The sequence below is a fragment of the Amycolatopsis sp. NBC_01480 genome, from assembly GCF_036227205.1.
GTDB lineage: Bacteria > Actinomycetota > Actinomycetes > Mycobacteriales > Pseudonocardiaceae > Amycolatopsis.
Window position 1 is genome coordinate 3,567,834 of the sequence record NZ_CP109442.1, and the last position, 13,891, is coordinate 3,581,724.

At 64.3% G+C, this 13,891-nt stretch carries 16 protein-coding genes; 12 read left to right on the forward strand and 4 right to left on the reverse strand.

All coding sequences use genetic code 11. The features are described 5' to 3' along the window. Window positions 1–149: 149 nt before the first annotated feature. Window positions 150–1,304 carry a tyrosine-type recombinase/integrase gene (locus OG371_RS16960; RefSeq protein WP_329070321.1) on the forward strand — a complete coding sequence of 385 codons (1,155 nt, stop codon included), beginning with the start codon at window positions 150–152 and terminating at the stop codon, window positions 1,302–1,304. A gap of 274 nt (window positions 1,305–1,578) precedes the next feature. On the opposite strand, the gene OG371_RS16965 is transcribed toward OG371_RS16960, so the two are convergent. Both OG371_RS16965 and OG371_RS16970 read right to left on the reverse strand, forming a co-directional pair. Further along, on the reverse strand, window positions 1,579–1,794 hold the full coding sequence (locus OG371_RS16965) for a hypothetical protein (protein ID WP_329070323.1): 216 nt from the start codon (window positions 1,792–1,794) through the stop codon (window positions 1,579–1,581). A gap of 763 nt (window positions 1,795–2,557) precedes the next feature. Further along, window positions 2,558–2,866 carry a hypothetical protein gene (locus OG371_RS16970; protein WP_329070326.1) on the reverse strand — a complete coding sequence of 103 codons (309 nt, stop codon included), beginning with the start codon at window positions 2,864–2,866 and terminating at the stop codon, window positions 2,558–2,560. A 60-nt stretch (window positions 2,867–2,926) separates the two neighbouring features. On the opposite strand from OG371_RS16970, the gene OG371_RS16975 reads away from it, so the two are divergent. The 10 genes from OG371_RS16975 to OG371_RS17020 all read left to right on the forward strand — a co-directional run bounded on the left by OG371_RS16975 (window position 2,927) and on the right by OG371_RS17020 (window position 9,910). Then, window positions 2,927–3,973 (forward strand): nucleotide kinase domain-containing protein, encoded by a 1,047-nt coding sequence (locus OG371_RS16975; RefSeq protein WP_329070328.1) that lies wholly within the window; start codon window positions 2,927–2,929, stop codon window positions 3,971–3,973. 100 nt (window positions 3,974–4,073) lie between these two features. Next, a complete protein-coding gene (locus tag OG371_RS16980) occupies window positions 4,074–4,592 on the forward strand; it encodes a hypothetical protein (RefSeq protein ID WP_329073119.1) in 519 nt (172 codons plus the stop codon). Window positions 4,593–4,635: 43 nt separating this feature from the next. Beyond that, window positions 4,636–5,046 carry an acyl carrier protein gene (locus OG371_RS16985; protein ID WP_329070330.1) on the forward strand — a complete coding sequence of 137 codons (411 nt, stop codon included), beginning with the start codon at window positions 4,636–4,638 and terminating at the stop codon, window positions 5,044–5,046. Next, the gene (locus OG371_RS16990) at window positions 5,043–5,921 is read left to right on the forward strand and encodes a hypothetical protein (RefSeq protein ID WP_329070332.1); all 879 of its coding nucleotides are present in this window, start codon (window positions 5,043–5,045) and stop codon (window positions 5,919–5,921) included. Before OG371_RS16985 ends, OG371_RS16990 begins: the two co-directional genes overlap by 4 nt. Then, a complete protein-coding gene (acpS, locus tag OG371_RS16995; RefSeq protein ID WP_329070333.1) occupies window positions 5,921–6,319 on the forward strand; it encodes a holo-ACP synthase in 399 nt (132 codons plus the stop codon). Before OG371_RS16990 ends, acpS begins: the two co-directional genes overlap by 1 nt. After that, window positions 6,303–6,752 (forward strand): helix-turn-helix transcriptional regulator, encoded by a 450-nt coding sequence (locus OG371_RS17000; RefSeq protein WP_329070336.1) that lies wholly within the window; start codon window positions 6,303–6,305, stop codon window positions 6,750–6,752. Before acpS ends, OG371_RS17000 begins: the two co-directional genes overlap by 17 nt. Beyond that, window positions 6,749–8,089, forward strand: a complete 1,341-nt coding sequence (locus OG371_RS17005; protein WP_329070338.1) for an ImmA/IrrE family metallo-endopeptidase — start codon at window positions 6,749–6,751, stop codon at window positions 8,087–8,089. The genes OG371_RS17000 and OG371_RS17005 overlap by 4 nt, the downstream gene beginning before the upstream one ends. Beyond that, window positions 8,086–8,829 (forward strand): C1 family peptidase, encoded by a 744-nt coding sequence (locus OG371_RS17010; RefSeq protein ID WP_329070340.1) that lies wholly within the window; start codon window positions 8,086–8,088, stop codon window positions 8,827–8,829. The genes OG371_RS17005 and OG371_RS17010 overlap by 4 nt, the downstream gene beginning before the upstream one ends. Then, on the forward strand, window positions 8,826–9,707 hold the full coding sequence (locus tag OG371_RS17015; protein WP_329070343.1) for a nucleoside triphosphate pyrophosphohydrolase family protein: 882 nt from the start codon (window positions 8,826–8,828) through the stop codon (window positions 9,705–9,707). Before OG371_RS17010 ends, OG371_RS17015 begins: the two co-directional genes overlap by 4 nt. A gap of 26 nt (window positions 9,708–9,733) precedes the next feature. Continuing rightward, window positions 9,734–9,910, forward strand: a complete 177-nt coding sequence (locus OG371_RS17020) for a hypothetical protein (protein ID WP_329070345.1) — start codon at window positions 9,734–9,736, stop codon at window positions 9,908–9,910. 442 nt (window positions 9,911–10,352) lie between these two features. Here OG371_RS17020 and OG371_RS17025 read toward each other — a convergent pair whose 3' ends face one another. After that, window positions 10,353–11,672: an MFS transporter gene (locus OG371_RS17025; protein ID WP_329073122.1), complete on the reverse strand. Its 1,320-nt coding sequence runs from the start codon at window positions 11,670–11,672 to the stop codon at window positions 10,353–10,355. Window positions 11,673–11,909: 237 nt separating this feature from the next. Further along, window positions 11,910–12,767 (reverse strand): LLM class flavin-dependent oxidoreductase, encoded by an 858-nt coding sequence (locus OG371_RS17030; RefSeq protein ID WP_329070347.1) that lies wholly within the window; start codon window positions 12,765–12,767, stop codon window positions 11,910–11,912. 894 nt (window positions 12,768–13,661) lie between these two features. Between OG371_RS17030 and OG371_RS17035 the strand changes: the two genes are divergently transcribed. Further along, the gene (locus OG371_RS17035; RefSeq protein ID WP_329070349.1) at window positions 13,662–13,817 is read left to right on the forward strand and encodes a hypothetical protein; all 156 of its coding nucleotides are present in this window, start codon (window positions 13,662–13,664) and stop codon (window positions 13,815–13,817) included. Window positions 13,818–13,891: the final 74 nt, after the last annotated feature.

Sequence of the window (13,891 nt, forward strand, 5' to 3'; positions counted from 1 at the left end):
AGTACCTCTTTCGAGAGGCGCTGGGCTTGTTCTGCGTTTAGCCTGTCCCTACTTCGATCTCTAGCGGTGTAGGGATGACCAGGTCAGATAGGGATGCCAGGCAGCGACAACCGCGTGGCTCAGGTACGCGGCGTGAGCGTTCGCCGGGTGTGTGGGAGATCCGCGTCGTCGTCGGCACACACCCGCTGACCGGTCGAAGCAAGCAGCGGTCCTTCACCATCCACGGGGACGAGGACTACGCCGCCGAGCGGCAAGCTGAGCTGGTCGCCGATCACGGCGTCCGCCGTGTGTGCGTTGAGCGTGGCGATCGGCTGACAGTGGAGCAATTGCTGGACCGGTTCGAGAGTGCGCCGCATCGTTGGAGCCCGACCACGCTGCGGACCTACGGTGGCGTACTTCGTGATCTGCGGCGGGATCGGTTGGCGCGCTGCTGGTTGGACCGGCTGACGCCGGCAGTCCTGGAAACGGCGCTGGCGCGCTGGGCCGCGGCCGGTGCCACGCCGTCGACCTTGTCCGCCCGGTTCCACGTGCTGCATTCGGCGATCACCTGGGGCGTGTGTGAGCGGCTCCTGGGCTCGGATCCGCTGGTCGGAATGCGGTCGCCACCGCGGCCGTATCCCCGTAAGCACCTGCCCCCGCCGCAGGTGCGGCAGCTGTTTGCCGCGGCCGATCGGCAGCGGCTCGCTGCCGCGGCTCGGTTACTCGAGCGGCCGATGTCACGGCAGCGAGCTTTGGACTTGTTCCATGCGGAACAGGATGAACTACTGGTGAGGCTGGCTGCAGACTCCGGAGCTCGCCGCGGTGAGTTGGCGGCGCTGCGGGTGGACGATCTGGAAGGGCGGGTGCTGTCGATCGAGCGTGCCGCAAAGGATGCAATGATCGGCCCGACCAAGACCCACTCGCGAGGTCGCCTCACCCTCGGAGCAACTACGGCACGGTGCTGGCACGACCACGTTCGCGCCTGGCGGGACCACCCGCTGGCCGGTGACGTGTCCGGTTCATGGCTGTTTGCCGCCAGGCCGGACCGGCACGCGCCGATTCAGCCGAGCAGCCTCGGACACCGGTTCGAGCGACTGCGGAACGAGGCAGGGCTGCCGGCTGCTCAGTTGCATCGGCTTCGGCACACCGTGGGCACCTATCTCGTGGCCCAGGGCAAGATCCTGAAAGCCGCCGCTAGGCTGCGCCACCGAGATCCGTCTACGACTCTGCGTAACTATGCTGACGCGTTGCCCTTGGACGATGAGGATGCTGCCGACGAGCTCGACGCTCTCTTCAACGACCCGGGCGACGATAGCCGGGGGTAGCTCGTACGCCAGACAGGAATTGAAATGCGCATCCGAAGAAGAACCATTTCTTTACTCAGTTTCGGTTCGGGAATTTCGCCGGTAACAAGGAATCGTGATTTTGCCCGGTTCGGCATGCCGGGCTGAGGGGCGATTCGACTTGCAGAATCGCAAACGTGATCAGAAACGCACTCGCCGCGCCGTACTGGCGCTGGTGCACCCAGTCCGGCATCACGGAGGCAGACAGGGTCTGCTCGATCCAGCGGCGGGTCTGGTCCTCGGTGTCGGAGTGCCGCTACGCGACCAGCAGCAGGTCCGAGACCAGGTCGTCGAAGGCGCGTGCATAAAGGCGCAAGAACCACGGGCCACAGTCGGCCACGCAAGGTGGGACGGCCGCGCCGACGACCGATCCATCACCAGCCAAGGAAGTTTGCTCGGCGATGTCGTAGACCTCGTCGGCTGGCCTGCCCGCCGCCGCGTCCAACGCGGCGGCGGTGGGCGGAGTGATCACCGCCGGCAGGCGCACCTCGCAGTCGAAGTCGCGGCACCGGGGACAGTCAGCACAATCGCTGCGGCAGGTCCCGTAGGCTGTCGCGCCGACAGGGACAGTCCGTCTTGGTGAACAACCTCGGGCCTGCTCGTGCAGGCTTGAGCGCGCCATTGCGCCACCCTCCTGCGCGGCGGCGGTCCGTGCCAGGCGAGATCGGAGGGCGGACACCGTGGCGCGCACGTCGGCGAGCACGGCATCAAGTTGGCACGCGGCAGTGTCGCGCGTGCTGCACACTCCCGTTGAGCGCGTCCGGCAGGTCAACGAAGCGATTCGGCCTCCGCCCGGTGTCCACCTGCCTCGGCGTGCCCACCACGTTCCTCCTCCGCTACCCGTATGCCTTCGGTGCAGATGACGATAGGAAGGCTTCGTCGGTGCTGCGGGGTGTTGATGGCCCTGCCCAGTATCGGGGAAGTGGGGCGCAGGGGCCCGCTCGATCCAGCGGCAGGGCCTTAGCCTCGGCGCCGGCGTCGCGTTCGGCGACACCGCTGCCCAGCAGGATCACCGCACCGCTGACCTGATGGAAGATCAGTGGCGATCAGACGCGCAGCACGGGTTCTCGTGGTCGCGATGCCACTGGTCGACGACCTCGCCGATGTGTCTGCGCCAGCCCAATTCGCATACCGTCGCGGTCACACCGGAGTCACTCGCGCGGTAACAGTGTCACAGCGCATCGACCACCTGTTAGGAGCGGCGTTGTTTCGCCGCCTCGGCGTGCAAGTGCCCTTCACTGATTACCCAAGAATCGGCAAGTCTGCTCCAGGGCCTGCCACAGCGGCAGGTCGATCCGGACGCGGTGGTAGCTGGGGCCTCGCGGGCGCAGTTGTTGGTGCGGTACCAGGAGGCCCGCTTCGACCAGGCGCTTCACCACCGGGCGCACCAGGTTGTCGGTCAGGCCCGCACGCTGGGCGATCATCCGAACAGTAACGCCGATCTCCGGTTCTGCGGCCAGCCCCACGATCGCGGCCACGACATCGGCGACGTAGCGGTTGCCGAACACGGCCGACGACCGGGTGCGCACCGTTTCGTCGCTCACGAGTGTAGTGTGACGCGTGACGCGAATCGCGTCACGTCGGGATACGGAGGCGCTCGGGTCATGGGATCTGCAGTCACGGTCGCGAGAAACCAACCGGCGCTGCCGTTTCCGGCGGCGTCCACCGAGGACTCGCGAGCGGACCATCCGGAAATCCGGATCGCCGGGCGCGCCCTGCGCCCCACTGCGGTGTTCGACACTTACTGGCGGTTCGCGGCGAAGCGGCAAGCCGTCTACCTCTCCCGGCTGGCTGGCGAGGCCGGCCCGTGGACCGACGACCCGATCCTGCTGCGTCACCGGTTCACCAACTGCTACCGCGCTGCGGACCGGGTCAGCCAGTACCTGATCCGTCACGTGTCGTACGAAGGCTCACAGCAACTGGAAGAAGTGGTCTTCCGCACGCTGTTGTTCAAGCTGTTCAACCGCGTGTCGACATGGGAGCTGCTCCGGGATGCTTTCGGCGAGGTCTCATGGGAGAACTTCGACCACTCTGCGTACGACGAGGTGCTTAGCCGCGCGTTCGCCAGTGGTCACAAGCTCTACTCCGCCGCCTACGTCGTGCCGCCCCCGAGGCTTGAAGCGGACCGGAAGCACAGCAACCACTTGCGGCTACTGGAGCTGATGATGACCAGCGACCTGGGCGACCGGATCGCCGACGGCGGGTCGCTACGGACCGCGTTCGAGCTCCTGCAGTCCTTCCCGGCGATGGGAAACTTCCTCGGCTACCAGTTCGCGATCGATCTGAACTACTCCGCGGTCTTCGACTTCGACGAGATGGAGTTCGTGGTTCCCGGGCCGGGCGCCCGCGATGGCATCCGCAAGTGCTTCGGTCCGGCCTCGGACGGCATCGAAGCCGACATCATCAGCTACATGGCCGATCACCAGCAGGAGCAGTTCGAGCGCTTGGGTCTCGCCTTCGCAGGCTTGTTCGGCCGCCCGCTGCAGCTGGTGGACTGTCAGAACCTCTTTTGCGAAGTGGACAAGTATGCCCGCGTGGCTCATCCTGAAATTGCGGGTCACAGCGGTCGCAGCCGGATCAAGCAGCTCTTCGAACCGGTACGCGAACCGGTCGGAGCGTGGTTCCCGCCGAAGTGGGGCCTGCGGACCTGACCCTGACGGTGGCAGCGGGGAGAACAAATGACACCGCGCTTGCGCCCCGGATGCCTCGTGGTCCTGGAAGGGCTGGATCGCAGCGGTAAAGTCCACGCAGATCCAGCGACTTCGCGCCCAGAACTGGGCTGATCCGCGCCCGACCTTCGCACATATGCCCTCTGGCTTCACGACGCTGACGGAGCGCATCTACCACGTCACCGAACAGGATCAGATCACATCACCGCTGGCGCGCCAGCTGTTGCACATGGCTTGCCACGCGGAGAACATCGCCACGTTGGTCGACGCGCGCCGGCAAAACGGCGTGGTGCTGGACCGTTGGTGGTGGTCGACCGTCGCCTACGGCTGGTACGGCGGGAGCCTCGCGGAGTCGGGTATCAGCGAGGCAGTCTTCTTCGAGATGATCGACGCGATCTGGTCCGGGCAACCTGCCGACATCGTCTTCCTCTTCGCCACGCCGTACGAGCGAGACGAACTCAACCGGGGCTCGGTTCGCGAGGGCTACGCGCGGCTTGTCGAGCGCCACGGCCCGATCACCGTGGAGGTCCCTCGCGGCACTCCGGAAGAAACGACGGACTTCCTGATGTCACGGCTCGGAGACTTCGGGCTCGTCGAGTGACGGAGACCTTGACTTCGATGTCAGGTTATCCGACACTCGTGTCATGGTAGAGAACGTGATGGACACCTCCGGTGCTCCGCTGTTCTTCCCGTCGCCAGGCGCGGTTTCCCCCGCGCCGGACGTCGTCGATCCTCAGCCGAGCACCATCGATCTGGACCCGATCGCCCTCCAATCGATGACCCGGGACGAACTCCGTGAGGAAATCCTTCGCATGCTGGCGTGCCTTCGGCGGCAATCGGTGCAGGAGATAGCCACGGGCACTCAGCACACCGACGGCACTTTGGCGCTCGACAGCATGACTGCGGTCTGGGTGATTTCAAGGGTCGGCACAGCCTTCGGCCGGCATCTCGTCCGGCTCTCGGAAGTCGAGGACGAGAGCCTGCGCAGTGTCGGCACTGTAGCCACCCTGATCCGGCAGGCCATCGCCCCGGTTGCAGCTGCGGGCGCGGCATGAGCGACTTCGTCGAACCCGCCGACAATATCGGCGAAGCATGGCTACGCACACTGGAGCTGGTCCACTTGGAGGGCGGACGGCGGACGAACGTGCTTACCACGGTGGCGGAGCCGCTGTCCGCCGAGCCTGCTGCCATCCGCGCGGCGATCGACAAGGCCCTGGTGCCTGGCAAACGCCGGGGAACCAGTGTGCAACGGGCTGAGACGGTCGCCAACACGATCTTCCCGCACGACCTCTACCGCGACACCGGTCTGGTCTGGTCACCGGACCTGGACGTGGGCCAGTCCGAGGTGCTGGACACTGCCGCTAACGACCTCTACGAGGCGTACAGCGAGATGCTGGGCCTGTTGCGCACCGCGAACGGCAATCCGAGAGGGACCTACTTCGGCCGCATGATCAGCTGGCCTGGCAAGGAAGCCGGAGGGGTCAATCAGCTGGCGGCCCGGGTGAAGTACTTGCGCAGCCAGCGACGGAAGGGGAACCGGAGCTACAACCTGTCCGATATCGCCATCGGCGGTGAGGCGGAGCTGTCGGCAATCAAGCGTCTCGAGCTAGACGACGTGGGGGTTCAGGTCTACGCCGCCGACGACACCCGGCAACGCGGCTTCCCGTGTCTCGTGCACATCGACTTGACGCTGCTCGATGGCAGGCTGAGCATGGTCGCTGTCTACCGCCACCAGTACCTGATCACCAAGGCCTACGGGAACATGCTCGGCTTGGCCAGGCTCCTGGCTTTTCTGGCCCAGCAAACCGGCTTCGAGGTCGGCGAGCTCGCGGTGCTGGCCACGCTGGCCGACAGCGAGGAGACGTTCGCCGGCGGCAAGCGCGGAGTTGCCGCCCTGATCGCTTCGGCCCGCTCCGAGGGCGCGGCGTGATGACTGCGATACTGCTCCGGACCGGGGTCGACATGGTCGACGTGGAACGGCTGAAGCGGATGATCGAGCTGTCCGGGACCGAGTTCCTGGAAAGTTCGTGGACCGCCGCGGAGCGTGAGTACTGCGCTGACCGCCCTGAACGGCTGGCGACGCGGTGGGCGGCGAAAGAGGCCACGATGAAGGCGCTCAACCGGGGCATCGGCCGAGTCGGTCTTCTGGACGTCGAGGTCGCCGCCGCCGAAGGGCAGATGCCCACGCTGCTGCTGCACGGTCCCGCCGAAGAACGAGCCCTCGAACTGCAGCTCGACACCTGGTCGGTTTCACTCACCCACGAGGACCGCTGGGCCCTCGCCTTCGTTGTCGGAGCAGGAAACGGACCCCATGGACAACACCAGTGATGCACGGGCCGGCAGCGGCGCCGGCCAAGAGCCGACCGAGCAGGAGGTCGTCGGAAAGCAGCTGCGGATCGGGAGGGAGACCTTGGGACTGACCCAGGACGACGTCGCCGGAGTCCTCGGCATCCCCCGCACGAGCGTCGTCGCGATGGAAGGTGGCCGCCGCAACGTGACGGCTCTGGAGCTGCGGCGGCTAGCGCGGCTGTACCGCCGGAGCGTGCAGTGGCTGCTCGGCGAGGAAGAAGCAGCTGCCGAGGTCGACTCGGCGCTGTACCGTGCCACCTCGGAACTTTCCGAAGGAGACAAGGAGCAGGTGCTGCGCTTCGCGCAGTTCCTTGCCACCACGGACGGTCCCCCGTCGGGCACCGGACGCCGGCAGCCGCCGCCCTCATTCGCGCAGGGATCGCGCCCAGGCTCAGGGACGCCAGCACCATGATGGCCCCGTCACCGGGAGTCGGCCGCCGGAGGCGGGCCCTGCAGGCAGCCGCGAGCCTGCTCAAAGAACTGGACGTCGACGAAGACCGCCCGGTGGACGTTTTCGCGGCGATTGGCCGGCTCGACTTGTGGCTGGTCTTCCAGCCGTTTGAGTCGTTGCTGGGGGTGATGCTGCCGGAGGGCGGGATCATGCTTACCACCGAACGGCCACCGACGATCCAGCGCTTCACTGCAGCCCACGAAATCGCCCATTGGGTACTCGACCACAACCCCACGGCGTTCGACACCGAGGTCGACGTGCTCGGATCCGGCAGCCTCGAAAGGGAACGGCTCGCACAACTGTTCGGGTCTTACTTCATGATGCCGCCGTCGCTGGTTTACGGCACTGCGAGCCGGTACGGGGTAAGTTCCGGCAGACCACCGAACCCAGTCGAGGCTTATCTGATGGCTCGTGACATGGGAGTGAGCTACGAAGCCGCCGTACGACAGTTCAGCAACCTTCGGCTCATCGGGGGCCATGTCCGGGAAGCTTTGCTGAATGTGGCCCCGCTGCAGATCAAGAGCCAGCTCGCCCACGGGCACCGGCCTCGTGACGGGCGAGCGGACGTCTGGCCGGTCGACGAACGGGCGATGCACCACAGCGTCGCCGTGACGGTTGACGACGAGATCATCATTGGGCTCCCAGAGAATCGCTCGACCGGTTTCCGCTGGCTGGACGAGGCCGCGAACTCACGCCGCGCGATCGTCCGAGCCCGTCCCGCACCACCGCCATTTGCGGGCCCGAGGACCCCACCCGTGATCGCGACGGGTGAGCTCCGCTCGCGACGAACGGCTGCCGACGTGAACGCCGCGCTGTCCTTGTTGCCGCCAGCGCCGCGGCCAGGCATGGACGAGCTGGCGGCCGACTCGGATACCGACGAACTGGTGGTCGTCTTCGACTACCACCAGGCGGATGGTGACGACCGCGACGCCCTCCAGGCCGCACGGGACCGCCGCGTCGTCGCCGGTCGCGTTCCCGCGCCGTCCGCTGCGAACGACCACCCGGCCGCCTTGGCGGCAGAAGACGAGGCGGCGCAGCCCCCGGAGGACCCAGCACCGCGGATTGGTGCCACCGGGCGACGCTGGCTTGCCCTGCAGGCGAAAACAGAAGGTCACTTCACGTACGTGCTGCGCTACGCGGCACCGTACGATCCCGCCGGCTCACCGGCCGCCACGTTCACGGTGGAGGCCACTGTCGAACCGCGACCGGCGGTCGTGAACCGCCGCCGCCTGCTACAGGTGGATCTTCCCGGCCTCGACGGCGACGATCCGGCTGCACGGAACGAGCCGGACCGGTGACGGCGACCTCGGCGGCCGGTCACGGCCCCGCCGCACGAGCCGCGCGCCTCGCCGCGTCACTGGCGCGTCCCGACGTCGATCTTCGCGGGTCGCTGGACCCTGTCGTCATCACTCAGGGCGCACGTCCCCTCTGCGTGGCTTTCGCCGTCTCCGGTGGCCACGAAGCCGCACGGTCGCGAGACGGCTCGGCTCTCGAGCCCCGTGCTCCGGAAGCGATCTGGTGGGCCTGCACCGAGCGACGCCAGACAGGCAATGCCGGCATGCTGTTGGCCGACGCGGGCGCCGTTGTGGCCGACCTCGGGCAACCCACTCTCGCGGACTGGCCCTACAACCCCTGCTTGGGTACCGGTACCGAGGCGCCGCCGTCGGCCGCGGGCGCGCCCCCCTGGCCCAAGGCCGTCGTCCGCGGACTGCCGCTCGCGCACGACGGGGTCGAGGATCCGCTCGAGAACGCACTCGCGACGGGTATCCCGGTCGTCCTCGTCGTCGAGGTGACCGAGCAGTTCGCGGTCCCCGACGAGGGCGGTCACGTCGAGACACCCGACCTCCGTGTTCCTGTGGGCGGCTACCACGCCGTCTTGTGCGTCGGCGCGGCGACCGATCCCTGGCGCGGACGGCGGCTGCTCATCAGAAACAGCTGGGGCGATCACTGGGGCCTCGGCGGCTACTGCTGGCTGCCGATGGCCTACCTGGTCGCCTTTGTGCCGCAAGCTGCGGTGGTCGAGATGGGAGTGCGATGAACCTGGCCGACTACGAGCGAGCCGTTGCCGAAACCGACATCCTCGCGCCCGACGACCTGGTGCTTCCCATGCTTGGCTTGGCAGGAGAGGTCGGCAGCCTGGTAGCCGAATACAAGAAGCGCCAGCGCGACCACACCGGCTATCGGGCGTTCCCCGAAGAAGTACGCGAAGAGTTGGGGGACTTATTCTGGTACGCCACGGCGTTAGCCCGACGCTGCGGCCTTTCCCTTGAAGAGATTCTCGAAGACAACGTCCGGAAATCTCAGGAAAGGTTCCTCCGCCCGGATACACCTCCTCCGCACTCACTATTTGACGAACTCCTCCCAGAACACGAGTGCTTGCCGCGCCTGCTCGATGTGACTTTCACCGAAACGCTCGCGCACGATCGTGGCACCAAGCCGGTCCCTGTTGTGCGGATTCACCGAGGCGCCAGTGGTATCGGTGACCCTCTCGACGATAACAGTGACGATGACGATGACTACCGGTATCACGACGTGTTTCACCTCGCCTATATGGCCGTGCTCGGCTGGTCACCGGTGATGCGCAGTCTCTTGCGAGTCAAGCGCAGTACGGATCGCGATATCGACAGGGTCCAGGACGGCGGCCGTGCGATCGCCGTTGAGGAGGGCGTAAGCGCGTACGTATTTTCTGCCGCCCGCGCGCACAGTTACTTCCACACCAGCGCAATGGTCCCTGCGCAGATCGTCAAGGCTTGCCGTGCGATGACATCGCATCTTGAAGTGTCGAGGAGATCTGCTCAAGACTGGGAGTATGCAATTCTTTCCGGTTACCGAGCATTTCATAGTTTGGTTGAGAACCACGGAGGTACGGTTCATATAGACCTAAATGATCGAAGCCTGTCTTACAGGCGGACTTGATCCGTCAAGGTGACAGCCGGGGTCCTGTGGCGACCGGCGCCATGCCGCTCGATAACGGTCGTCGTGTAGAGGAAGGTGAATCTTGTGGGGGAAGGCGCGAGGCCATCTGGCAGGGCGAGCGGTCGCGGGCCCTGGGCTCCATCCGCCAGGCGCTCGACGCCTTAAGCGGCGGCCGGGCGCCGCAGCGCTACGCCGCGCTGTGAAACTACCTTGTGTACTGCATCGCGCACCGGCTGGCCCAGCAGACTGGCGACCTCACCCTCGGCGCCGCAGCAACGAAGTTCTACGGCGCTGCCCGCGCGGCCGGACGTGGAACGACCTGGCTGTCGAACCTCGCTGCGCCCGCCGAGAGAGGCACCAAATCGGCCGAACCCGCACTCGATCCACTCGACGAGCAGGCGATGAGCGGCGTGCTAGCCAACGCTGCTCGCATGGCCCGACCCTCGGTGTCGAAACCGAGGTCCAGCAAGCGCGTGCCGCGCTGCTGGGCAAGCCGCACAAACCCTACGAGGCCGCCCTGGGCCTGAGCGGTCCTGTAGCGACAAACCTGGACGCGCCGCCGCGGGATCGACTCGATCATCGGTGATGGCTGTCTCCGTCGCGCTGGGCCGGCGGCTCCACAAACTCACCACATGACGCAAGTTCTCAGCAATGATCAACATCCGATTCGATCCGTACATGCCAGAGCCTCCTGTACAGGGCCATCGACAAGATGCCAAAGATGATGAGGAGTGCAAAGGACCAGCTCAGGGCGATGGTCGGCGATAACGCGAGCGACCGGGTGAGGGAGTAGGTCCCGCCGCCGACGAAGCTGGCGACTGCGGTGGCAGACGTCTCCGAGAACGCGACTGCAGTGGCCACTGGGAACACCCTGTCGGAGGGCAACTCGTCCATGGCGGAAGCCGAGTACCTGGGATATGCGATCCCCATCCCCACCCCCGCGACGAACCAGCCGCCGATCAGGGCGACCAGTGCCGTGGTGCCACCTATGGTTGTTTGCGTAAGCAACGCAATAACCAGGCCGAGAGTAACGAGTACTAGACCAACAACTTCGGGCTTCCAAAGCCATCGATCCGCGAGCTCGGGCTTGAACCCGGTAAGCGACCACGCGAGCAGACCAGCTCCGACGGCGATGGTTCCGGCCACTATGCCGTGACCGAGCCCAGTGATCGCGGCGAGTGAGATGATGCCGGCGCCTCCGAAATAGCACAGACAGAGAAGGTGTAGCAGTACGACTTTGCCGAAGCGCGCCCGTTCTCGTCCAATTTGGATGCGAAGGATCCGCATGCTCGCGACTATGGAAAGGAGGCAGCCGCTCGCCAACAAGGCGATACCAACACGGCCTTTAGGCACGGTAGCGAGAGTTGCCAGGACAAGTCCACCCAACAAGGCGGTAGCCCAGGTGAGCGATGGACGCGTCGCCGTGCTGCGCTTCCATGGAACCAGACCGATCTGCTTCCCAATGAGAACACGACCGATAAGAACCAATATCGCCGGCCAGACCAGGGCGGCTCGCCAGCCAAATGCGATAGTGAACGCCGCGTTGACAACCGGTCCGATCACTGAGGGCAAGAGCCACATTATCGCGAACAGGCCGTAGACGCGGGTGCGCTCTTTGTCCTCAAACAATCCACCAAGGATAGATAGTCCGAACCCGGCGAGCATACCTCCGGCGAGGCCGCGAACAACGGTTCCGACGAGAATCATCGGCATCACAACGGCTCCGACTGCCAAGGCAGAACCAAGAACGTAGAGCATGGTCGCCACACTCAAAAGAGTAATAGGTCGAAGTCTGGAAAACGGGGCTGGGCCGATCGCCAGTACAAGTATCTGAGCGAATGATCCCGCAGCGAGTGTGGCTCCATACAAGCTCGTGCCATGCAAGTCCGCTGCGGCGATCGGAAGCACCGATGAGTAAGCGATGCTCTGAACAGCCCCGCCGAACTCGGTAAAAAGGAGAGCCATCAGCAGCAAACCACGGCGACCTGAGAAAATGACACGCAATCTCGTAGAAGATTCGACGACGGTTCGCCTCCCTTCTGTATCCAATCCATCACTCCAGCGATCGAGTGGTCGCTGGGTCGGCGACCGCCGCTGTCAGCCCGGACAGATACAGCCCAACCCAGTAGAACCTAAGCCATAGGGCTCGACCGAGCCAGCATGGCCCGCAGTCGCACCATGACCACCAGATCATCCGGCATCCTATAATGCATCGGCGATCCTGTCTATTTGATCCACGTTGCGACCCCAGCAGTAGCACATGACCTCGTCGACACCAAGATCTGCGTATTGTCCGATAGCCGTCCGGAGGCCCTGTGGAGTTGTGATCATGTATTCGACAATTCGGTCAGCTTCGCCCGTGTAATCATAATAATTCGTCAAGGTAGCTCGTGCGTCCTCGACGACATCCTCGCAGCCTAGAGCGACATAGCAATGGGCCACGACTCGCGGAGCGTCAGGACGGCCGGCCTCGCGCCAGTATCCGAGAAGTTCCTTGAGTAAGAAGCCAACATACTTCGGCGGGCCGGCTGCCAGATAGCCAGCACCCCATCGGGCGATTCGTGCAAGTGCAGGCGGATGAAAGGCGCCGAAAAGGATCTCGGGACCATTTGGGCAAGTAGGTTGTGGCCCGATGGGGCCGGTGTGCCCATCATAAGCCTCCCCGTTCCAAATGCGACGCATCTCAGCCACTTGCTCGTCGAGGCGTCGGCCACGCGTATGGCGGTCGATACCGACGACACGGTAGTCGTCGTATCGTATACCTCGATAGTTGCCGACGCCCAAGCCGAGAACGAACCGGCCGCCGGACATGCGGTCGAGACTTGCCACTTGTTTTGCCAGCAGTACTGTATTTCGCAGAGGTGCCAGCAGAACCTCGGTCTGCAGCCGGATTCGCGTTGTGGCGCCAGCAAGTGTTGCGAGGGTGATGAGGGGGTCGGGGTTGTGGAAGACCACGCGATCGAGTGCGCCCAGAGTTGAGAATGGTCCAGCTTCGGCGCGCCGCGCCCAGTCGATGAGCGATAGCGGGTCGTGTGGTGGCAAGCCGAGTCCCACCTTCATGGAAGCCTCCAAGGAGCGTAGGTAAATCGATATTAGGGTTAAGGAACTTCCATATTTGCTTTCATGGTGCGATTCGACATCCCGTAAGGTGCAGCGATACTGCGCGCGGGAAAAACGCCGACTCCGATCAGTAGGACTTATTCGTCCCCCAACACGCCGCAAGTCATTCGAAATACTAGACCGAATTTCTTCGAGTTCAACGGTTTCGACGGTTCGGACCGACGCAAGGACATCTCGCTACGACACCCGCAGTTTCAAGGAAGCAGTCTTCCTGCTCGACGGGAGTATCTAGAATCTATGGATTCAAATAAAATGACTGCCCCCTCCCCGGACCAACCCGAGCCATGATCCTCACACGCAACGACGATCCACCATCCCCCAACCGGGTGGTTCCAAAGGAGGGTGCTGGCACGAAGCGCAACCGTGGTCCTCGTTTCACTGTGCGTGCGAACGTTGGGCGTACACGCAGGTAGTCACGCCGCGAACTGTGGAAGGCGCACTCGTTTTATCTGATTTCGCCCGAAATCGTGGTCACCCACATCACTTAACCGCCGGCAACCCCGAGCTGAGTTAGACCGGTCGATCGCAGTAGGTCCGACGTTGATCATCGGCCGCGGTCATGCAATCCGGATCCTCGCTTGTCGCATGGCGAGTTCCTTCGATCTGCTGGCTCCGATCACCCCGACTTCTGCGTTTTTCGTAGATTTATTCTCTGCTAGTCGACTTACGATGCTCCGTCTTCAGTGGACGGAAACCCGATTGGCTGTTGACACGCCGGAACTCTTCAGGTTCAACTAGACATTGCGCCATTCAGAGGCGAGTACCAACCAGCTGGCGCCACGGTCTGACGCGCTATCAATTGCGGTATTTCGCGACGAGTTGGAGGAGTACGCCATGTCAGGTGAGGCGTTACGTGATGTCGGAGAGCACCTGGACACCCTTCTTGAAAGCTGGGGTCCGGACCTGGAGCAGGATGACCTGGGTCGCGTGACGATCCCAGGCAACAACAACATGGTCGCCCCGGTGCAGTTCCAGTGGGCCACCGAGTAGTGCGCTGATGAGTGATCCGGTTGTGTGTGCGCCTTCAGTTCGTGCGCACACACAACCGGCTATTTTTGACGTCG